Genomic DNA, 19,741 nt, shown 5'->3' on the forward strand with positions numbered 1-19,741 from the left:
CCCAGGACGTGCTGGTCAGGCGGTCGGGAGCGTGAGTGTGACGGCGGTCTGGAGCAGTTCGGGCGTGGTCCAGGCCGAGCGGGTGCCCGCGTAGGCGGAGCCGAAGACGGTCGAGCCGAGGAGCAGCTGCTTGCGGGTGCCCTCGGGTGCGGTGACGGGCACGGTGAGGCCGGACGGGGCCTTCACGACGACCGTGGTGCCGATGCGGTAGGCGGTGACCTTTCCTGCGGCGACCGCCTGGTCCCAGGCGGCGCGGCGGTTCAGCTCGGTGCCGACGTCCTTCTGACGCGGGTTCACCAGCGGCGCGGTGGGCGCGAACAGGGCCCGGTAGTCGGAGAGTACGCGGTCGAGTACGGGGTAGAGGAGCCGTTCCTCGGCCAGGTTGGACTGGTGCACGTAGTGCGGGCGGGGGTCGTTGCCCAGCACGTGGGAGAGCGCGGTGCGGGCCTCCTGCGGGACGATCCGCTCGGCGTATCCGGTGCCGGTGGGGAGCGGGGCGGGCAGGCAGGTGGAGGCCGGGTTGGACTCGCAGACGCCGCTGCCGCCGTCGGCGCGGGAGGTGTAGATCCAGTTGTACTCGTCGGCCATCTCGGCGGCGGTGCCCACGTTGTAGTACACGTTCATGGGGTGGCGGGGCACGGTCTTCGCGGCGCCGGTACCGGTGCCGATCGAACGCTGCTGCGGCTCACGGGAGTTGTCGCTCGCGGTCCACTTCACGCCGTTGTCGGCGAGGGCGCCGGCGAGGTTCGGATTGTCGACGGGCTGCTGGGGCAGGGTCTTCAGACCGGAGTGCTCGCCGGTGACGAGTTCGGAGCGGTCGACGGAGATGCCCTTGCCGACGGCCCAGTTGTGGTTGTTCCTGATCTGGCCGGAGAGCTCGGATCGGCTGACCCAGAGGGTGTTGCCCGAGATGTCCTTGGCGCACTGCCAGGGGACGGTGGTGTTGTCCTGGACGCAGCCGAGGAAGGGGTGGGTGTAGGTGTGGTTGATCCACCGGTACTGGGCGCGGTCCGCGACCAGCTGCGCGGTGAGGAGGTCGGTGCCGCCGTGCTCGGTCTTCCACTGCTCGCCCTGGCCGCCGTTGTAGACCATGTCGAGGGTGAAGCCGGAGGTCTTCTGCCAGGCGGCGGCGTACTGGGCGTCGGCGGCGGTCATCCGGATCGGGTTGACGCCCTCGCCGTCGTCCTCGACGCAGTCGAAGTCGCCGGGGGTGCAGTTGAGCGCGGAGTCCCAGCGGGCGTCGGGGGCGAAGACGTCGTCGACGTGGACGGAGAGGTAGTTGCGGCTCTGTCCGAGGTGGACGCCCTGGGTGAGCCATTCCACGATGCCGCGCGCGAGGGCCCGGAACTGCCGCTGGTACTGGTTGTAGGCGAAGGTGACGACGAGTTCGCGGCGCCCGTCGGCGGTGTACTCGCCGATAAGGCTGGCGCGGCCGCCACCAGCACCGTCGATGGGCACGTCGAGGTAGCTCGTGTAGCCGGCGCGGGGGCGGCCCGCGTAGCCGTAGCTCTCGGCGATCGCCGGGTCGTTGTCCTCGAAGGTGAGCGCCCCCGCCAGGTACCGGAAGGGGCCCGTCTTCCCCGCGGCGGTGACGCCGGCCGTGGCCCCGTCGAGGACGCCGGACCAGCCGCCCTGGTCGGTGTAGTCGAGCCCGACGCCGGGGTGCGACCAGGTGTAGGCGTCGACCTGCGGGATCCCGAAGGTCCGCTCGTACGACTGGAGGGCGGTGTGCTCGGCGGAGTCGGGGCCGAAGGCGCTCTCGTGGGGCAGGACGACGCCCTGGTACTTGGCGCGGGGGCGCCCGTCGAGCGTGTCGCTGAGGAAGGCCGTGTCGAGGACGGGCCGGTTCGGGTCGTTGAGGTCGATCCTGCGGTACGGGACACCCGAGCCCTTCAGCTCGGCGGTGATCGCCTCGACGGCGCTGCCGCCGTCGTCGACGACGAGGACCGTCAGGTCGACGCGGGGCACCGGGGCGGCCACGGCCTGCGCGGACGGGACGACGGTGGCGAGCAGCGCGGCGGCGGCGAGGGCCGCGGCCCTGGGGGCGCTCCCCCGGCCGAAGGCCCTGGGGGAGGTGCGGGATGCGGTGCGGGCGCTTCGCGGGGCGGCGGGAGCGGCGCCCGGTGCGGTGCGGAGCGCGGTTCTGGGCGTACGGATTCGGCCGGAGTCCATCAGTGGTGTCCCCCCTCGGCAGGCCCGTCCGGGCCGGAGCCGGACCGGTGGAACCTGTGGAGATGATGCAGATGGTGCAAAGGCGAGAGCGTCGCCCTTGCGGGATTGAGGTGAGTGTGGACGAGCTCTCCGACCCGGAACGGTAAACATGAAAGAGACACCACGGATGAGTGAATCACTGCCGCCGTGAGCGAACGGGGTGAGCGAGCGTAGGCTCGTTCTCGGCGCTCTCCGGGCCGAAATACGATGCGGCGGGCACGGTCGGCCCATCCCTCGACCGCCACAGAACTCAATGGAAGCGAGATTTCACCACCGTGACTGCTCTCACTCTCAGCACTGCCGGTGCGGCGACGCTGCGCGCCGACGCCCTCGTCGTCGGCGTCGCGAAGTCCGGGAAGACGCTCGTCGTCGCCCCGGGCGCCGAGGCCGTGGACAAGGCCTTCGACGGCCGGCTCGCCGCCGTCCTGGAGACCCTGGGCGCCTCGGGTTCCGAGGGTGAGGCGACCAAGCTGCCCGCGCCCGCCGGTCTCAAGGCCCCCGTCGTCCTGGCCGTCGGCCTCGGCACCGCCCCCGAGGACGGCGAGTCGTTCGGCGCGGAGACCCTGCGCCGCGCCGCCGGTACCGCAGCCCGCGTCCTGACCGGCGCGAAGAAGGCCGCCTTCGCCCTGCCGATCACCTCCGCCGAGGACGCCGCCGCCGTCGCGGAGGGCGCCCTGCTCGGTGCGTACGCCTACACGGCGTACCAGGAGAGCGCCAAGGACGCGAAGAAGCCGCTGGCCGAGGTCGCCCTGCTCGGCGCCAAGCCGCGCGACAAGGCGTACAAGGCCGCCGCCGAGCGCGCGCAGGCCGTCGCCGAGGAGATGAACCGCGCCCGCGACCTGATCAACATGCCGCCGAACGACCTCTACCCCGAGTCGTTCGCCGCGATCGTCACCGCGGCCGGCAAGGAGCACGGCCTCAAGGTCCAGGTGCTCGACGAGAAGGCGCTCGACAAGGGCGGCTACGGCGGCATCCTCGGCGTCGGCAAGGGCGCCGTCCGCGGCCCGCGCCTCGTCAAGGTCGCCTACACCCACCCGAAGGCGGAGAAGACCCTCGCCCTGGTCGGCAAGGGCATCACCTACGACTCGGGCGGCATCTCCCTGAAGCCGGCCGGCCACAACGAGACGATGAAGTGCGACATGAGCGGCGCCGCCGCCGTGTTCGCCGCCGTCGTCGCCGCGTCCCGCATCGGTCTCGCCGTCAACGTCACCGGCTGGCTCGCCCTCGCCGAGAACATGCCGTCCGGCAACGCCACCCGCCCGGGTGACGTGCTGCGCATGTACAGCGGCAAGACCGTCGAGGTCCTGAACACCGACGCCGAGGGCCGTCTCGTCCTGGCCGACGCGCTGACCAAGGCCTCCGAGGAGCACCCGGACGCGATCGTCGACGTGGCGACCCTGACCGGCGCCATGGTCCTGGCCCTGGGCAACCGCACCTTCGGCATCATGGCCAACGACGACGACTACCGCACCGCGATCCACGAGGCCGCGGAGGAGGTCGGCGAGGCGTCCTGGCCGATGCCGCTCCCGGCGGACCTGCGCAAGGGCATGGACTCCCCCACCGCCGACATCGCCAACATGGGCGAGCGGATGGGCGGCGGCCTGGTCGCCGGTCTCTTCCTGCAGGAGTTCGTGGGCGAGGGCATCACCTGGGCCCACCTGGACATCGCGGGCCCGGCCTTCCACGAGGGCGCCCCGTACGGGTACACCCCGAAGGGCGGCACCGGCTCCTCGGTGCGCACCCTGGTGAAGCTGGCCGAGCTCACGGCGGCCGGCGAGCTCTGAGCACACCCGTGACAGGGGCGACCCCGGGTCTCGTGCCCGGGGCCGCCCCTGTCCGTCGTCAGCGGTCCGGCACCCGCCGTACTGTTCGCTCGCGACGAAATCCGTAGGTTCGTACGCCGCGCCGAGCGCGGCGTACGGACGATCGGCCGTCTCAGAGCACGGCCCCGCGTCCCGCCATCCGTCAACAAGTGCGAAGATGGGTTCTCGGCAGGACAGGGCCCCCACCACAGGGCCGAAATAAAGCGGCCGAACACCAGCCGCCGCCCGGTCACTGAAGACCGGCGACGAGCGCACATGCATGGAGGACGTGACGTGGCGAACGACGCCAGCACCGTTTTCGACCTAGTGATCCTCGGCGGCGGTAGCGGCGGTTACGCCGCGGCGCTGCGCGGAGCGCAGCTGGGCCTGGACGTCGCACTGATCGAGAAGAACAAGCTCGGCGGCACCTGCCTGCACAACGGCTGCATCCCGACGAAGGCCCTGCTCCACGCCGGCGAGGTCGCCGACCAGGCGCGCGAGGCGGAGCAGTTCGGTGTCAAGGCCTCCTTCGAGGGCATCGACATCAAGGGCGTGCACAAGTACAAGGACGACGTGATCTCGGGCCTGTACAAGGGTCTGCAGGGTCTCGTCGCCTCCCGCAAGGTGACCTACATCGAGGGCGCCGGTCACCTGTCCTCCCCGACCTCCGTCGACGTGGACGGTCGTCGCGTCGAGGGTCGTCACGTGCTCCTCGCCACCGGCTCCGTGCCGAAGTCGCTCCCCGGTCTGGAGATCGACGGCAACCGGATCATCACCTCGGACCACGCGCTGAACCTGGACCGGGTCCCGGAGTCGGCGATCATCCTCGGCGGCGGCGTCATCGGCGTCGAGTTCGCCTCGGCGTGGAAGTCCTTCGGCACCGACGTGACGGTCATCGAGGGCATGAAGCACCTCGTCCCGGTCGAGGACGAGAACAGCTCGAAGCTTCTTGAGCGCGCGTTCCGCAAGCGCGGCATCAAGTTCAACCTCGGCACCTTCTTCCAGTCCGCCGAGTACACCGACGGCGGAGTCAAGGTCACCCTGGCCGACGGCAAGACCTTCGAGGCCGAGGTGCTGCTCGTCGCCATCGGCCGCGGCCCGGTCTCCGCCGGTCTCGGTTACGAGGAGCAGGGCGTCGCGATGGACCGCGGCTACGTCCTGGTCGACGAGTACATGCGTACCAACGTGCCGACGATCTCGGCCGTGGGCGACCTCGTCCCGACGCTCCAGCTCGCGCACGTCGGCTTCGCCGAGGGCATCCTCGTCGCGGAGCGCATCGCGGGCCTGAAGGCCGTTCCGATCGACTACGACGGCGTGCCGCGGGTGACGTACTGCCACCCCGAGGTCGCCTCCGTCGGCATCACCGAGGCCAAGGCCAAGGAGATCTACGGCGCGGACAAGGTCGTCGCCCTGAAGTACAACCTCGCGGGCAACGGCAAGAGCAAGATCCTCAAGACCGCGGGCGAGATCAAGCTCGTCCAGGTCAAGGACGGTGCCGTGGTCGGCGTCCACATGGTCGGTGACCGCATGGGCGAGCAGGTCGGCGAAGCACAGCTGATCTACAACTGGGAGGCGCTGCCGGCCGAGGTCGCGCAGCTCATCCACGCCCACCCGACGCAGAACGAGGCGCTCGGCGAGGCCCACCTGGCCCTGGCCGGCAAGCCGCTGCACTCCCACGACTGACGCTGACGTCATGACAGGGCGCGACGACCACTTTCCGCAATTCGTTAGGAGCAACTGAAACCATGTCGGTTTCCGTAACCCTGCCGGCGCTCGGCGAGAGCGTCACCGAGGGCACCGTCACCCGCTGGCTCAAGGCCGAGGGCGAGCGCGTCGAGGCCGACGAGCCGCTGCTCGAGGTCTCGACCGACAAGGTCGACACCGAGATCCCCGCCCCCGCCTCGGGCATCCTGGCCTCCATCAAGGTCGCCGAGGACGAGACGGTCGAGGTCGGCGCCGAGCTGGCCATCATCGACGACGGCACCGGCGCCCCGGCCGCGGCCCCGGCCGCCGAGCCCGTCGCCGCCCCGGCCCCCGTGGCCGAGGCCCCGGCCGCCCCGGCGCCGGTCGCCGAGGCCCCCGCCGCCGCCGCTCCGGCCGGTGGCGCCACCGGCACGGACGTCGTGCTGCCCGCGCTCGGTGAGTCCGTCACCGAGGGCACCGTGACCCGCTGGCTGAAGTCGGTCGGCGAGACCGTCGAGGCCGACGAGCCGCTGCTCGAGGTCTCCACGGACAAGGTCGACACCGAGATCCCGGCCCCGGTCTCGGGTGTCCTCCTGGAGATCGTCGTCGCCGAGGACGAGTCCGCCGAGGTCGGCGCCAAGCTGGCCGTCATCGGTGCCGCGGGTGCCGCTCCGGCCGCCCCCGCCGCCCCGGCTCCGGCCGCCCCGGTCGCCGCCCCGGCCCCGGTGGCTCCGGCTCCGGTGGCTCCGGCCGCTCCGGTCGCGGCTCCGGCTCCGGTGGCTCCGGCCGCTCCGGTCGCGGCTCCGGCCCCGGTCGCGCCCGCCGCCCCGTCCATCGCTCCGGCGCTGGTCACCCCGGCTCCGGCCGAGGACGGCGCGTACGTGACCCCGCTGGTCCGCAAGCTCGCCACCGAGAACGGTGTCGACCTCGCGGCCGTCAAGGGTTCCGGCGTCGGCGGTCGTATCCGCAAGCAGGACGTCCTCGCGGCCGCCGAGGCCAAGAAGGCCGCCGCCGCCCCCGTCGCCGCTCCGGCCGCCGCGTCGAAGGCCCCGGCCCTCGCGGTGTCCCCGCTGCGCGGTCAGACCGTCAAGATGACCCGCATGCGCAAGGTCATCGGCGACAACATGATGAAGGCGCTGCACGGCCAGGCCCAGCTGACCTCGGTCGTCGAGGTCGACATCACCAAGCTGATGAAGCTGCGCGCCCGCGCCAAGGACGCGTTCGCGGCTCGTGAGGGCGTCAAGCTCTCCCCGATGCCGTTCTTCGTCAAGGCCGCGGCCCAGGCGCTGAAGGCCTTCCCGGTCATCAACGCCCGGATCAACGAGGACGAGGGCACGATCACCTACTTCGACACCGAGAACATCGGTATCGCGGTGGACTCCGAGAAGGGTCTGATGACCCCGGTCATCAAGGGTGCGGGCGACCTCAACATCGCCGGTATCTCGAAGAAGACCGCGGAGCTGGCCGGCGCCGTGCGCGCCAGCAAGATCACGCCGGACGACCTGGCCGGTGCGACCTTCACCATCTCCAACACCGGTTCGCGCGGCGCGCTGTTCGACACGATCATCGTGCCCCCGAACCAGGTCGCCATCCTGGGCATCGGCGCCACCGTGCGCCGTCCGGTCGTCATCAACCACCCGGACCTGGGTGAGACGATCGCGATCCGCGACATGACGTACGTCGCGCTGTCCTACGACCACCGTCTGGTGGACGGCGCCGACGCCGCCCGCTACCTGACGGCCGTCAAGGCGATCCTGGAGGCCGGCGAGTTCGAGGTCGACCTCGGCCTGTAAGCAGGGCCCGGAAGGCTCGGGCCGTATCGCAACGTAACGAGCCTCACCTGCGGCGCCCCCGTCCGGAAGTGTTTCCGGACGGGGGCGCCGCCGTATTGTCTAAGGGTCAACACTCCCCGAGGAGCCTTCATGACCGTCCCCGTCGTCCACTCGCTGCGCGAACAGATCCGCGAGCACATCGTGGAGGGGATCGTCAGCGGCCGCTGGAAGCCGGGAGAGCGCATCGTGGAGCGCCGGATCGCGACCGAGCTGGAGGTCAGCCAGACCCCGGTCCGCGAGGCCCTGCGCGAGCTGGAGTCGCTGCGGCTGATCGAGTCGGCCCCCAACAAGGGCGTCCGGGTCCGCAACCTCACCGCGGCCGACCTGGAGGAGAGTTACCCCGTACGGGCCGGTCTGGAGCAGATCGCGGCCGAGCTGGCGGCCGGGAGGCTCGCGGCGGACTGCTCGGCCCTGGAGCCGCACGTGGCGGCACTGTACGAGGCGGACGCGACCGCCGACGGGACGGCGCAGGTGCGGCACACGGTGGCCTTCCACCGGGAGCTGGTGAAGGCCGCAGGGAACGGCGTGCTGCTGCACACCTGGGAGACGCTGGGCATCGAGGTCTTCACGGCCCTGTCGATCCGCTGGCTCGGCACGGTCCAGAAGTCGTACGCGGAGGAGCACCAGGAGCTGGTCGAGGCCTTCCGCCGCGGCGACCCGAACATCGGGGCGCTCGTGAAGGCCCATGTCCTGGGCTGCGCCCCCCGAGCCTGACCCCTGCCTTGACGCACAGTGAGCGGGTCCACCCCCCGGGTGGGCCCGCTCATTCGTGCGGGCACCCCCTCATACAGCGGCTCCCACCTGCGAAAACGGGGCGAAAACGCGGCACCGGGTGCCCTTTTGCGCGGCACCCTGTGCCGACTTTCTCGATCTGAAGAGGTTTTCCCCTTCAACCCTTTGATCGATCATCGATCGCTGGCTTACAGTCTTCGGCGGGCCACACCCGGCCCTTCGCCCTGTCCTGCCAGACATGGCCCCATCTCCACCCCACCTGTCCGGAAGGCGGCGATCATGACCGATCCCGTAGGCAAGATTCCGAGCGAGCTCGACCAGCTCCCGGACCGTGACACCGAGGAGACCGCCGAATGGGCGGCCTCCCTGGACGCCGTCACCAAGGCCGCCGGCCCTCACCGGGCCGCCTACCTGATGCGCCGCACGCTCCAGCACGCCGAGGGCGCGGGCCTCGCCCTGCCCAAGCTGCTGGAGACGGACTACGTCAACACCATCCCCACCTCCGCGGAGCCGTCGATCGGCGAGTTCGGCGGCGACGAGGAGATGGAGCGGAAGATCACCGCCTGGAACCGCTGGAACGCGGCCGCGATGGTCACCCGCGGCTCCAAGTACGGCGTCGGCGGCCACATCGCCACCTTCGCCTCGGCGGCCTGGCTCTACGAGACCGGCTTCAACCACTTCTTCCAGGGCAAGGAAGCCGACGGTTCCGGCGACCAGCTCTACATCCAGGGCCACGCCTCCCCCGGCATCTACGCCCGCGCCTTCCTCGACGGGCGCCTGGGCGAGGCCCAGCTCGACAACTTCCGGCAGGAGTCCGGCGGCAACGGTCTGCCCTCCTACCCGCACCCGCGCCGACTTCCCTGGCTGTGGGAGTTCCCCACCGTCTCCATGGGTCTCGGCCCGCTCTCCGCGATCTACCAGGCGCGCTTCAACCGCTACCTGACGAACCGTTCCATCAAGGACGTCTCGGCCTCCCACGTGTGGGCCTTCCTCGGTGACGGCGAGATGGACGAGCCCGAGTCGACGGCAGCCCTCGCGCTCGCCGCCCGCGAGGGTCTGGACAACCTGACCTTCGTCATCAACTGCAACCTGCAGCGCCTCGACGGCCCGGTCCGCGCCAACTTCAAGATCGTTCAGGAGCTGGAGGCCCAGTTCCGCGGCGCCGGCTGGAACGTCGTGAAGTCGCTGTGGGGCAACGCCTGGGACGAGCTGTTCGCGCTCGACACCACCGGCGCCCTCGTCCGCCGCCTCCGCGAGGTGCCGGACGCGCAGGTCCAGACGTACCAGACCCGCGACGCCGCCTACATCCGCCAGGACTTCTTCGGCAAGGACCCGGCGCTCGTCGCGATGGCGCAGCTGCTGAGCGACGACAAGATCCTGGAGTGTTTCCACCTCTCCCGCGGTGGCCACGAGCCGCGCAAGGTGTACGCCGCGTACAAGGCCGCCCTGGAGTTCAAGGGCGCGCCGACGGTCATCCTCGCGCAGACCGTCAAGGGCTTCACCCTCGGTGAGGGCTTCGCGTCGAAGAACGCGAACCACCAGATGAAGAAGCTGACGACCGACGAGTTCAAGAACATGCGTGACCTTCTCGAACTGCCGATCGCCGACTCCGCGTTCGTCGACGGCCAGGTGCCCTACGGCCACCCCGGCGCCGACGCCCCCGAGGTCCGCTACCTCCAGGAGCGCCGCGCGGCGCTCGGCGGTCCCGCCCCGGCCCGCCGCACCCACGCGCTCGCGCCGCTGCCGGCCCCGGCCGACAAGGCCTTCGCCGCCTTCGACAAGGGCTCCGGCACGCAGTCGATGGCGACGACGATGGCCTTCGTGCGCCTCATCAAGGACCTGATCCGCGACAAGGAGACCGGCAAGCGCTGGGTCCCGATCGTCCCGGACGAGGCCCGTACCTTCGGTATGGAGTCGCTGTTCCCGTCGCTCGGCATCTACTCGCCGAAGGGCCAGACGTACGAGCCGGTCGACCGCGACCAGCTGATGTACTACAAGGAGGCCGTCAACGGCCAGATCCTCAACGAGGGGATCACCGAGGCCGGTTCGATGGCCGACTTCATCGCCGCGTCCACCGCGTACTCCACGCACGGTGAGGCGATGATCCCGTTCTACATCTTCTACTCGATGTTCGGCTGGCAGCGGACCGCCGACCAGATGTGGCAGCTCGGCGACCAGCTCGGCCGCGGCTTCCTCGTCGGCGCGACCGCCGGCCGTACGACCCTGACGGGTGAGGGCCTCCAGCACGCCGACGGCCACTCGCCGGTGATCGCGGCCACCAACCCGGCGGCGCTGTCGTACGACCCGGCCTTCGCCTACGAGGTCGCGACCATCGTCAAGGAGGGTCTGCGCCGGATGTACGGCGAGGCCGCCGAGGGCGAGGACCAGGATGTCTTCTACTACCTGACGGTCTACAACGAGCCGATGCCGCAGCCGGCCAAGCCGTCCGGCATCGACGAGGGCATCGTCAAGGGCCTCTACCGCTTCAACACCGCCGAGTCGGCCGGTCTCGACCTGCCGGCGAACGCCTCGCGCATCCAGCTCCTCTCCTCCGGCACGGCGATCCACTGGGCCCTGGAGGCGCAGAAGACGCTGGCCGCCGAGTGGGGCGTGGCCGCCGACGTGTGGTCCGCGACCTCCTGGACGGAGCTGCGGCGCGACGCGCTGGAGGCCGACGCGGCGCTGCTGCGCGGCGAGGAGCAGGTCCCGTACATCCGCAAGGCCCTGGACGGCATCACCTCGCCGGTCCTCGCGGTCTCCGACTACATGCGCCAGGTCCCCGACCAGATCGCGCAGTGGGTCGAGCAGGACTGGTCCTCGCTGGGCGCCGACGGCTTCGGCCTCTCGGACACCCGCGAGGCGGCCCGCCGCCACTTCGGCGTCGACGCCCAGTCGATCGTCGTCGCGGCGCTCGCGCAGCTGGCGCGGCGCGGCGAGGTCCAGGCGACGGCCGTGAAGGAGGCGCGCGAGCGCTACGGCCTGTAGTCCGGCCGCTTGATCGGTCCGAGGGGCCGCGCCCGTACTTCTCGTACGGGGGCGGCCTCTCGGCGTACCCGTACTTCTCGTACGGGGGGGGCTCCTCGGCGTGTCCGCGAAATAGGCTCCTTCCATGCGTGCCGCCCGTCTCATCAAGTTGGTCCTGCTGCTCCAGTCCCGCCCTTCCATGACGGCGGCCGAGCTGGCCGCCGAGCTGGAGGTGTCGGAGCGGACCATCACCCGGGACGCGCTCGCCCTCTCCGAGGCGGGGGTCCCGGTCTACGCGGACCGGGGGCGGTCGGGCGGCTACCGGCTGATCGGCGGCTACCGGACGCGGCTAACGGGGCTCGCGCGCGGCGAGGCGGAGGCGCTGTTCCTCTCCGGTCTGCCGGGCGCGCTGCGCGACCTGGGGCTGGCGGACGCGGCGTCGGCGGCCCGGCTCAAGGTGTCGGCGGCACTGCTGCCCTCGCTGCGGGACGCCCCCGACGCGGTGGGCCGGCGCTTCCACCTGGACGCGCCCGGCTGGTATCAGGAGCCGGAGACCCCGGAGCTGCTCGTCCCGATCGCGGAGGCGGTCTGGGACGACCGCCGGCTCTCCGCCCGCTATCTGCGCGGGGACGGCGAGGAGGTGGAGCGGGAGCTGTGTCCGTACGGCCTCGTCCTGAAGGCCGGCGTCTGGTACGTGTGCGCCCGGGCCGACTCCTCCTTCCGCACGTACCGCGTGGACCGGTTCACGGCGGTCGCGGTGGGCGAGGAGCGCTTCGTCCGGGACGAGGACTTCGACCTGTCGGCGTTCTGGGCGGAGCGGGCGGCGGAGTTCGCCCGCTCCCTGCTGCGCGCGGAGGTCGTCCTGCGACTCTCGGAGGCGGGCGCGCGGCGGCTGCCGCACGTGACGGACCGCGCGGCGGCCGAGGAGGCGCTCGCGGACGGGGAGCGGGACGAGGAGACCGGCCGGACGACCGTGACGCTCCGCGTGGAGAGCGAGGAGGTCGCCTTCTCCCAGCTGCTGAGCCTGGGCCCGGAGGCCGAGGTCCTGGCCCCGGACTCGCTGCGCGCCCGTTTCCGTGAAGCGGCCCGCGCGCTCGCCGGGCTCTACCGGTAGTCGTTCGCGTCCGGCGTGCCCGTCTCGCCCGCGACGATGAAGCCCCAGGCGTCCGGCTGCGAGCCGTCGGTGTCCGTGAAGCCGTACTCCTTCGCCAGCTGGGCACTGGAGAGCGACCCGCCGTTCCAGCGGTGCCGGTCGGGGTCGGCGGCGAGCGCGGCGACGGCCCTGCCGATGTATGCCGGGGACTCGGCGACGGCGAAGTCGGGGACCTTCGCGACGGCGTCGCGCCAGTTCTCCTCGGTGACGCCGAAGCCGGCGAGCATCTGCTCGGACCTGAGCCAGCCGGGGGTGAGGGCGACCGCCGTGGCGCCGTACTCCTCCAGCTCCCTGCCGAGGCCGAAGGCCATCCGGAGGGGGGCGTTCTTGGCGAGGTCGTAGAAGAGGTTCTCGCGGTACCGGGTGCCGTTGTACGCGGTGGTGCCGTCGGTGACCTCGACGACGAGCCCGCCGGGGTTCCGGATGAGGAGCGGCAGCGCCGTGTGGGAGGTGATGGCGTGCGTCCGTACCCCGAGTTCGAGCATCCGGAGGCCGTCGGTGAGGTCGTTCTCCCAGGTCTTCTTCCCGAAGACGAGGAGGTGCTCGCCGCCCCACACGTCGTTGACGAGGACGTCGAGGCGGCCGCGCTCGCGGTCGATCCGGTCGATCAGCGCCCGGACCTGGTCCTGCTCCAGATGGTCGGTCGGCACGGCGATGCCCTCGCCGCCGGCGGCCGTCACCAGTTCGGCGGTCTCCTCGATGGTCTCGGTGGCCCGGCCGACCTCGCTGAGCCGCTCGCGGGTGGTGCGCCCGGTGACGTACACCGTGGCTCCCGCCGCCCCCAGCTGGACGGCGATGCCCCGTCCGGCGCCCCGGGTGGCTCCCGCGACCAGACAGACGCGTCCGCGCAGCGGCTTCGTCTCCTGTGGCTTCGTTTCCTGTGTCTCCGTCGTCATGACCATCAGACTGACAGGAAAGTACGACATCTTCTGTCCGGATTCGTTTCGGGCATTCTTCGGGCATTCCGGGTGCGTCGCGGTCCCCGACGCACGATGCTGGTGCCGTGATGGACGAGACCGAGTTCTGGGAGATCATCGACGCCACCCGAGAGGCCGCCGAGGGCGACCCCGAGGAACAGGCCGATCTGCTCGTGGAACGGCTGACCCGGCTGGATCCCGACTCGGTGCTCGACTACGCGCGCCATTTCGAGGCCCGCTACAACCGCGCGTACCTCTGGGACCTGTGGGGTGCGGCCGCCGTGCTGTTCGACGGGGCGGGCGACGAGACCTTCGACTCCTTCCGCTGCTGGCTCATCGGCCAGGGGCGGGAGGTCTACGAGGGTGCGGTGCACGATCCGGACGCGCTGGCGGAGCTGATCGGCGACTTCGACGTGGAGATCGACGGGGACGGCGAGGAGATCGGCTTCGCGGCGGACGAGGCGTACGAGCAGCTGACCGGCGCCGAGACCCCGGACCTGGGCATTCCGATGCCGGGCGGGGAGCCGCTGGGCGCCCCCTTCGACCTGGCGGACGACGACGTGCTCGCGGCCCGCTTTCCCCGGCTGTGGGAGCGGTTCGCGGTGACGTGAGGCGGGGTGAGGCGGGGTGAGGAAGCCGGTACGGCTCCGGGGGCGTCCCTCCCGGAGCCGTACCGGCTTCTCCGTCCGTCAGCCCTGCTGGAGCCGCGGGTTCTCCTGGCCGAGGATCATGTCCGTGCGCGGCTGCAGCGCCGGGAAGAGCTGCTCGGGCTGCGGGATCGCCCAGTACTTCCCCTCGGCGACCCTCTCGAAGACGCGCTCGGCGTGCTCCTCGGGCGTCAGCCCGTGTTCGTCGGCGAGGTTCTGCAGGTGCGCGTTGAAGGCCGCGATCTCGGGCGGGGTGTCCTCGCCGGGCCTGGCCGCCCTGAAGATCTCGCTCTTCACCGAGCCGGGCGTCACGACGGACACCTGGATCGGGGCGCCCTTCATCAGCATCTCGTGGTGCAGCGACTCGGTGAGCGCGAGCGTGCCGAACTTGGTGACGCTGTACGGGGCCATCAGCGGGCTCGGCAGCATGCCGCCGATGGACGACACGTTCACCACCCAGGCCTTCTCGCCACGCTCCAGCATGCGCGGGACGAAGGCGCGGATGCCGTTGACGTACCCGCCGATGTTGACGCGGAGCATGGCGTCCCAGCGTTCAGCGGGGATCTCCCAGGAGTACCCCATGGCCATGATCCCGGCGTTGTTGACCAGCAGGTCGACCGTGCCGAAGCGGGTGTACGCGTGGTCGGCCAGGGCGTCGACGGAGGCGGGCTCGGCGACGTCGGTCACCACCGCCTCCACCTCGGCGCCGGTGGCCCGGAGCTCCTCGGCGAAGGCGGCGAGCCGCTCGGCGGCGATGTCGGCGAGGACCAGCTTCATGCCGAGCCCCGCTGCGTGCCGGGCGAGCCCGGCGCCGATGCCGGAGGAGGCGCCGGTGATGACGGCCGTACGGCCGCCGAAGACGCGCGCGGCGAGGGAGCTCATCAGAAGTGCGTCCCGCCGTCGATGCGGACCTCGGTGCCGGTGATGAAGCGGCCGTCCTCGCTCGCGAGCATCGCGACGACGCCGGCGACGGTCTCGGGGCCGGCGAAGCCCTCGCCGAGGGCGGGCATGAGCTTCATGAAGAGGTTGAAGTCGGCGTCCTCGGGGAGGCCGGGGCCGACGCTCTGGCGGCTGGCGCCGGTGCCGTCGGTCATGCCGGAGGAGATGGAGCCGGGCTGGACGGCGGTGAAGCGGATGCCCTGCTTGGCGTACTCGGCGGCGAGGGCGTGCGTCATGGACTGGATGCCGCCCTTGCTGGCCGCGTAGGCCGCCATGTAGGGGTGGGCGAACATCGCGGAGGTGGAGGAGAAGTTCACGACGGCGGAGCCGTTGCCCTCCAGGAGGGCCGGTATCGCCTCGCGGATCACGAGGAAGGTGCCCGTGAGGTTGACCCGGAGGACCTGCTCGAAGGAGTCGAGGCTCGTCTCGTGGGTGTGCGAGGAGCGCAGGATGCCGGCCGCGTTGACCAGGACGTCCAGGCCGCCGAGCGCCTCGACGGCGGCGGCGACGCCGGCCCGCACGGAGGCCTCGTCGGCGACGTTCACGACGACGGTGGTGAGGCGGTCGGCGGCGTCGCCGGCCTTGGCGACGGTGTCCTTGAGGCCGTCCTCGCTGATGTCGGCGGCGACGACCCGGCCGCCCTCGGCGAGCACGCGGAGGACGGTGGCCTGGCCGATGCCGGAGCCGCCGCCGGTGATGAGGGCGCGGCGTCCTTCGTAACGGGTCAGCTGGTTCATGGCGGCAACCTCTCGATGTCAAGCTTCCGGGGGAAGCTGCCACCGTACGCCTGGATGGCACGTTTTGCCATACCTGCATGACGTGCACGTTCGGCAGTCACGGGCGTACGCTTCGTAGGGTGAGCACCAAGCCCCCCTCCCTGACGGAGCGCCGCAAGGCCGCGACCCAGCTCGACATCGCCCGCGCCGCCGCCGAGCTCTTCACCGAGCACGGTCCCGACGGCACCACGGCCGAGGACATCGCCCGGCGGGCCGGGGTCGCCCTGCGCACCTTCTACCGGTACTTCCGGTCCAAGCAGGACGCCGTGGCCCCGCTCCTCGCGGTCGGCGCCGAACGCTGGCGCGAGCAGCTCGCGGCCGCCGGGCCGGGCGCCGGTCTCCCCGAGGCGCTGGAGCGCTCGATCGCCGAGTCGCTGGCCGCGGAGGACGAGGAGGCGGCCGAGGGGGTGCGCTGGACGCGCGGGCTCCTGCGGGCGGCCGCCGAGGACCCCGCGCTCCGCGCCGTCTGGTACCGGGTCAACCAGGAGTCCGAGGAGCGACTGCGCGAGGTCCTGGCCGGCCTCGCCGGCCCGGGGGCCGACCCGCTGGAGCTGCGCCTCGCGGCGGCGGCGGCCACCGACGCCATCCGGATCGCCCTGGAGACCTGGGCGGAGTCGGACGCACCGGTCCACGGCGAGGGCTCCCCCGCGGCCCTCGCGGTCCGCTGCCTGCGCGAGCTGATGGGCGGGATGAGGCTCCTCGGGGACGGGTCGGCCGAGTAGGGCCGGGGCGCGCGGGCCGCCGGGAGGGGCGGGTCGGTCGAGAGGGCCGAAGCGCGCGGGACGCGGCCGCCGGGAGGGGCGGTCGGCCGAGGAGAGACGGCCCGCCCCGGGGGCCGCGGCTTCACGGGCCCGCCGCCGACGAGCGACCGACCCGCGGGGGACCGCGGCCGCCGGGAGGGACGGGTCAGTCGAGGAGGGACTTCCCCATGAGGACGTCGTCCACGTACTCCCCCGCGATCAGGAGCTCGCCCGGCAGGACGCCCTCGATCACGAAGCCCTCGGAGGCGTAGAGCGCGCGGGCCGGGGCGTTGTGCGCGAGGACCCGCAGGGTGATCCGGCGGGCTCCCTCCGCGCGGGCCCGGTCCGTCGCGGCGCGCAGCAGCGCCCGCGCCACGCCCCGGCCGCGGACGGACTCGGCGACGACCAGGCCCTGGATCTGGCGCACATGGGCGGTGGCGGCCAGCGGGGTCGGCAGCCCGAGCCGTACGTAGCCGACGACTTCACCGCCCACCACGGCCACGAGGTAGTCCTCGGGCGGGTGACGGGTGTCGAAGAAGGGCTCGTACGGCTCCGTCGGTGCGGGCAGCACCGCGTGCAGGGGCGACCAGGTGGCCCGGTCGAGCTCGGCCAGGACGGTGTCGTCTCCGGCTTCGGCGGTACGTATCTGTGTCTCCGGCACGATCATGGCAGCCACTGTGCCACGCACGGGTCCGGGAGGGCAGGATGGGCCCATGCAGCGTTCAGTCACCCGCAAGCGCGTCGCCGTCACCGGTGCCTCCGGGCTCATCGGCCGGGCCCTCGTCCGCTCCCTGCGCGCCGACGGCCACGACGTCCTCCGGCTGGTCCGGCGCCCCGCCGCGACCGCCGACGAGGTCGAGTGGGACCCCAGGCGGCTGTACGTGGACGCCGCCGGACTCGTCGGGGTGGACGCCGTCGTGCACCTGGCGGGCGCCGGCGTCGGCGAGCGCCGCTGGACCGAGGCGTACAAGCGGGAGATCCGCGACAGCCGGGTCCTCGGCACGACGGCGATCGCCCAGGCGCTCGCCTCGCTCGCGGCGCCGCCGGAGGTCCTCGTCTGCGGTACGGCGGTCGGCTGGTACGGGGACACCGGCAGCCGCGCCGTCGACGAGAGCGCGCCCGCCGGGGCGGGCTTCCTGCCCTCGGTGTGCGTGGAGTGGGAGGCCGCGGCGGCCCCCGCCGAGGAGGCCGGCATCCGCGTCGCCCACGCCCGCACGGGCCTGGTGGTGGCCCGCGAGGGCGGGGCCTGGGGACGGCTCTTCCCGGTCTTCCGCGCCGGGGTCGGCGGGCGGATGGGCGACGGCCGCCAGTACTGGTCCCACATCTCCCTGCACGACGAGGTGGCCGCCCTGCGCCATCTCGTCGACACCCCGTCCCTCACGGGCCCGGTGAACCTGACGGCCCCGGAACCGGTCACCAACCGCGAGGTGACGGCCGCGATGGGCCGGGTCCTGCGGCGGCCGACGCTGTGCACGGTGCCCGCGCCCGCCCTGAGGCTGGTGCTCGGCGACTTCGCCCAGGACGTGCTGGGCAGTCAGCGGGTGCTGCCGGGGCGCCTGTTGGAGTCCGGTTTCGACTTCGCGTTCCCGACGATCGACGACGCGATCCGGGCCGCCGCCCACTGAGCCGCGCCCGCACCCCGCTCCCCGCGCTGGGGCTCGCCCGCGCGGGGGCTTCCCTGCGCGGGGAGCGCCCCTCTCCCCGTGCGGGAGCGCCCTCACCCCGCGCGGAAGCGCCCTCTCCTCGTGCGGGAGCGCCCCCTGTTCCTCCCCCGCCCCTTCCCGCCCCTCCCGTCCTCCCCCTGCGCTCCCCCGTGCTGCGCGCGCACCGGTACGCGCGGGCCGACTTCCGTGGGAGCGCTGCCTAGGATCGTGGCGAACTCGGGCATTCCGGGGGCCTGTTGGGGGCATGAGCCTCCCACTGTGGAGGGCATGAGCCTTCCACCGGCCACGCCGACCTGGGGAGGGGCACATGCTCAGCAGCTCAAGTACCGCACAGCGAACGGACGTCGTGGAGACCGTCGACGTCGTCATCGTGGGGGCCGGGATCGCGGGGCTCGCCGCCGCCCACCGGCTGACCGGGGCCGGGCTCTCCGTCGCCGTCCTGGAGGCGGAGCCGCGGGTCGGCGGCCGGATGGCCACCGATTCCGTCGACGGCTTCCTGCTCGACCGGGTGGGCCCCCTGCTCACCCTGTCGCCCGAGGAGCTGCGGGCCACCCCCGGGCTCGGTGGCCTCGTCCTGCGCCCCTTCGGGCCCGGGGTTCTCGTGCACAGCGACGGACGGCACGCGCGGTGGGGCGCCCCGCACCCGCGCCGGACGGCCGGCGCGCACCGGGGCACCGGCCACCGGAGCGTGGGGGGAGCGTTCAGCGTGGCACGCGCCCTCGCGAGCGCCCCCCGGCGCCCGGCCGCCTCGCTCGACCAGGCACGGCTCGGCGCCTCCCTGGTCCGGCTCGCGGCGACCCCGTCCCAGCGGCTGCTCTCCCGCCCGGAGCGGACCGCGCGCGAGGCCCTGGCCGCGCGGCTGCCCGCCCGGACCGTCCAGGGCGTCCTGCGGCCGCTGCTCGCGGCGCTCCTCGCCGACCCGGACCTCGGCACGTCGAGCCGCCGGGCGGATCTGGCGCTGCACGCCTTCGCCCGGGGCCGGCTCGCCGTGCCGGAGGGCGGTTCGTCGGCGCTCCCGGAGCGGCTCGCCGCCGCGCTGCCGCCGGGGACGGTCCGTACCGGCGTACGGGTCACGGAGGCGTCCGTCTCCCGGGTGACGACCGCCGAGCACGGGGTGTTCGGCTGCCGCTCGGTGCTGCTCGCGACGGGGGCGCGGACGGCGGCCGAGCTGCTGCCCGGTCTGCGGACGCCCGGCTTCCACGCGGTGACGGTCCTCCACCACACGGCGCCGGTGGCGCCCACGAGCGACCCGTCGCTGCTCCTGGAGTCCGACCCGGGCGGGCCGGTCGCCCACACGGCCGTGATGAGCGCGGTCGACCCGAGCCGCGCCCCGGCCGGCCGGACCCTGATCACCTCGACGGTGCTCGGGGCGCCGCCGGACGACACGGAGCGCCGGGTCCGCAAGCACCTCGCCACGCTGTACGGGACGTCGACCGACGAGTGGGAACTGCTGGCCCTGCACCACACCCCGGAGGCCGTACCGGCGATGCCGCCGCCGCACGACGCCCGCCGCCCGGTCCGGCTGCTCGCGGGCCTGTACGTCTGCGGCGACCACCGGGACACGGGCACCCCGCACGGCGCCCTCGTCTCGGGGGCCCGCGCGGCCCGCGCCCTCCTCGGCGACCTCGGCGTCCGGCTCCCCGAGGCGGAGGCGCCGGAGTCGGAGGAGGCCGCCTGACCC

At 72.6% G+C, this 19,741-nt stretch carries 15 protein-coding genes; 10 read left to right on the plus strand and 5 right to left on the minus strand.

Going from position 1 to position 19,741, the window contains the following annotated elements; all coding sequences use genetic code 11:
- Positions 1-15: 15 nt before the first annotated feature.
- Positions 16-2,172: a hypothetical protein gene (locus OG580_RS09540; protein WP_267043212.1), complete on the minus strand. Its 2,157-nt coding sequence runs from the start codon at positions 2,170-2,172 to the stop codon at positions 16-18.
- Positions 2,173-2,486: 314 nt separating this feature from the next.
- Here OG580_RS09540 and OG580_RS09545 point away from each other — a divergent pair, with 314 nt between their 5' ends.
- From OG580_RS09545 to OG580_RS09570, 6 genes are all read left to right on the plus strand, one after another.
- Positions 2,487-3,995, plus strand: coding sequence for a leucyl aminopeptidase (locus OG580_RS09545; RefSeq protein ID WP_267043213.1), 1,509 nt, complete (start codon positions 2,487-2,489; stop codon positions 3,993-3,995).
- Between the two features lie 312 nt (positions 3,996-4,307).
- Positions 4,308-5,696: a dihydrolipoyl dehydrogenase gene (gene lpdA, locus OG580_RS09550; protein ID WP_267043214.1), complete on the plus strand. Its 1,389-nt coding sequence runs from the start codon at positions 4,308-4,310 to the stop codon at positions 5,694-5,696.
- 62 nt (positions 5,697-5,758) lie between these two features.
- Positions 5,759-7,489 carry a 2-oxoglutarate dehydrogenase, E2 component, dihydrolipoamide succinyltransferase gene (gene sucB / locus OG580_RS09555; RefSeq protein ID WP_267043215.1) on the plus strand — a complete coding sequence of 577 codons (1,731 nt, stop codon included), beginning with the start codon at positions 5,759-5,761 and terminating at the stop codon, positions 7,487-7,489.
- A 129-nt stretch (positions 7,490-7,618) separates the two neighbouring features.
- Complete coding sequence (locus OG580_RS09560; RefSeq protein WP_150271015.1) at positions 7,619-8,242, plus strand: GntR family transcriptional regulator; 624 nt, start codon at positions 7,619-7,621, stop codon at positions 8,240-8,242.
- A gap of 297 nt (positions 8,243-8,539) precedes the next feature.
- A complete protein-coding gene (gene aceE / locus OG580_RS09565) occupies positions 8,540-11,245 on the plus strand; it encodes a pyruvate dehydrogenase (acetyl-transferring), homodimeric type (protein ID WP_267043216.1) in 2,706 nt (901 codons plus the stop codon).
- A gap of 124 nt (positions 11,246-11,369) precedes the next feature.
- Positions 11,370-12,338, plus strand: a complete 969-nt coding sequence (locus OG580_RS09570; protein WP_267043217.1) for a YafY family protein — start codon at positions 11,370-11,372, stop codon at positions 12,336-12,338.
- On the opposite strand, the gene OG580_RS09575 is transcribed toward OG580_RS09570, so the two are convergent.
- The gene (locus OG580_RS09575) at positions 12,329-13,279 is read right to left on the minus strand and encodes an SDR family oxidoreductase (protein ID WP_267047948.1); all 951 of its coding nucleotides are present in this window, start codon (positions 13,277-13,279) and stop codon (positions 12,329-12,331) included. The two genes, OG580_RS09570 and OG580_RS09575, sit on opposite strands and share 10 nt — an antisense overlap.
- A gap of 104 nt (positions 13,280-13,383) precedes the next feature.
- Here OG580_RS09575 and OG580_RS09580 point away from each other — a divergent pair, with 104 nt between their 5' ends.
- Complete coding sequence (locus tag OG580_RS09580) at positions 13,384-13,905, plus strand: DUF4240 domain-containing protein (protein ID WP_267047949.1); 522 nt, start codon at positions 13,384-13,386, stop codon at positions 13,903-13,905.
- Between the two features lie 78 nt (positions 13,906-13,983).
- On the opposite strand, the gene OG580_RS09585 is transcribed toward OG580_RS09580, so the two are convergent.
- Positions 13,984-14,823 carry an SDR family NAD(P)-dependent oxidoreductase gene (locus OG580_RS09585; RefSeq protein WP_267043218.1) on the minus strand — a complete coding sequence of 280 codons (840 nt, stop codon included), beginning with the start codon at positions 14,821-14,823 and terminating at the stop codon, positions 13,984-13,986.
- The gene (locus OG580_RS09590) at positions 14,823-15,617 is read right to left on the minus strand and encodes an SDR family NAD(P)-dependent oxidoreductase (protein ID WP_267043219.1); all 795 of its coding nucleotides are present in this window, start codon (positions 15,615-15,617) and stop codon (positions 14,823-14,825) included. The genes OG580_RS09585 and OG580_RS09590 overlap by 1 nt, the downstream gene beginning before the upstream one ends.
- A 119-nt stretch (positions 15,618-15,736) precedes the next feature.
- Here OG580_RS09590 and OG580_RS09595 point away from each other — a divergent pair, with 119 nt between their 5' ends.
- Entirely contained in the window at positions 15,737-16,378 is a 642-nt protein-coding gene (locus OG580_RS09595; protein WP_267043220.1) for a TetR/AcrR family transcriptional regulator, read from the plus strand.
- Between the two features lie 184 nt (positions 16,379-16,562).
- Here OG580_RS09595 and OG580_RS09600 read toward each other — a convergent pair whose 3' ends face one another.
- Positions 16,563-17,063: a GNAT family N-acetyltransferase gene (locus OG580_RS09600; RefSeq protein WP_267043221.1), complete on the minus strand. Its 501-nt coding sequence runs from the start codon at positions 17,061-17,063 to the stop codon at positions 16,563-16,565.
- Between the two features lie 46 nt (positions 17,064-17,109).
- On the opposite strand from OG580_RS09600, the gene OG580_RS09605 reads away from it, so the two are divergent.
- On the plus strand, positions 17,110-18,021 hold the full coding sequence (locus tag OG580_RS09605) for a TIGR01777 family oxidoreductase (protein WP_267043222.1): 912 nt from the start codon (positions 17,110-17,112) through the stop codon (positions 18,019-18,021).
- A 346-nt stretch (positions 18,022-18,367) separates the two neighbouring features.
- Positions 18,368-19,738: an NAD(P)/FAD-dependent oxidoreductase gene (locus tag OG580_RS09610; protein WP_267043223.1), complete on the plus strand. Its 1,371-nt coding sequence runs from the start codon at positions 18,368-18,370 to the stop codon at positions 19,736-19,738.
- The last annotated feature ends 3 nt before the right edge of the window (positions 19,739-19,741 follow it).

This window comes from Streptomyces sp. NBC_00094, assembly GCF_026343125.1.
GTDB lineage: Bacteria > Actinomycetota > Actinomycetes > Streptomycetales > Streptomycetaceae > Streptomyces.

Coding starts and splice junctions, on each gene's coding strand:
- OG580_RS09590 (WP_267043219.1), bottom strand. CDS start 15,617: ATGAACCAGCTGACCCGTTACGAAGGACGCCGCGCCCTCATCACCGGC.
- OG580_RS09610 (WP_267043223.1), top strand. CDS start 18,368: ATGCTCAGCAGCTCAAGTACCGCACAGCGAACGGACGTCGTGGAGACC.
- OG580_RS09605 (WP_267043222.1), top strand. CDS start 17,110: ATGCAGCGTTCAGTCACCCGCAAGCGCGTCGCCGTCACCGGTGCCTCC.
- OG580_RS09560 (WP_150271015.1), top strand. CDS start 7,619: ATGACCGTCCCCGTCGTCCACTCGCTGCGCGAACAGATCCGCGAGCAC.
- OG580_RS09585 (WP_267043218.1), bottom strand. CDS start 14,823: ATGAGCTCCCTCGCCGCGCGCGTCTTCGGCGGCCGTACGGCCGTCATC.
- OG580_RS09570 (WP_267043217.1), top strand. CDS start 11,370: ATGCGTGCCGCCCGTCTCATCAAGTTGGTCCTGCTGCTCCAGTCCCGC.
- OG580_RS09600 (WP_267043221.1), bottom strand. CDS start 17,063: ATGATCGTGCCGGAGACACAGATACGTACCGCCGAAGCCGGAGACGAC.
- OG580_RS09580 (WP_267047949.1), top strand. CDS start 13,384: ATGGACGAGACCGAGTTCTGGGAGATCATCGACGCCACCCGAGAGGCC.
- sucB (WP_267043215.1), top strand. CDS start 5,759: ATGTCGGTTTCCGTAACCCTGCCGGCGCTCGGCGAGAGCGTCACCGAG.
- OG580_RS09575 (WP_267047948.1), bottom strand. CDS start 13,279: ATGGTCATGACGACGGAGACACAGGAAACGAAGCCACAGGAGACGAAG.
- aceE (WP_267043216.1), top strand. CDS start 8,540: ATGACCGATCCCGTAGGCAAGATTCCGAGCGAGCTCGACCAGCTCCCG.
- OG580_RS09540 (WP_267043212.1), bottom strand. CDS start 2,172: ATGGACTCCGGCCGAATCCGTACGCCCAGAACCGCGCTCCGCACCGCA.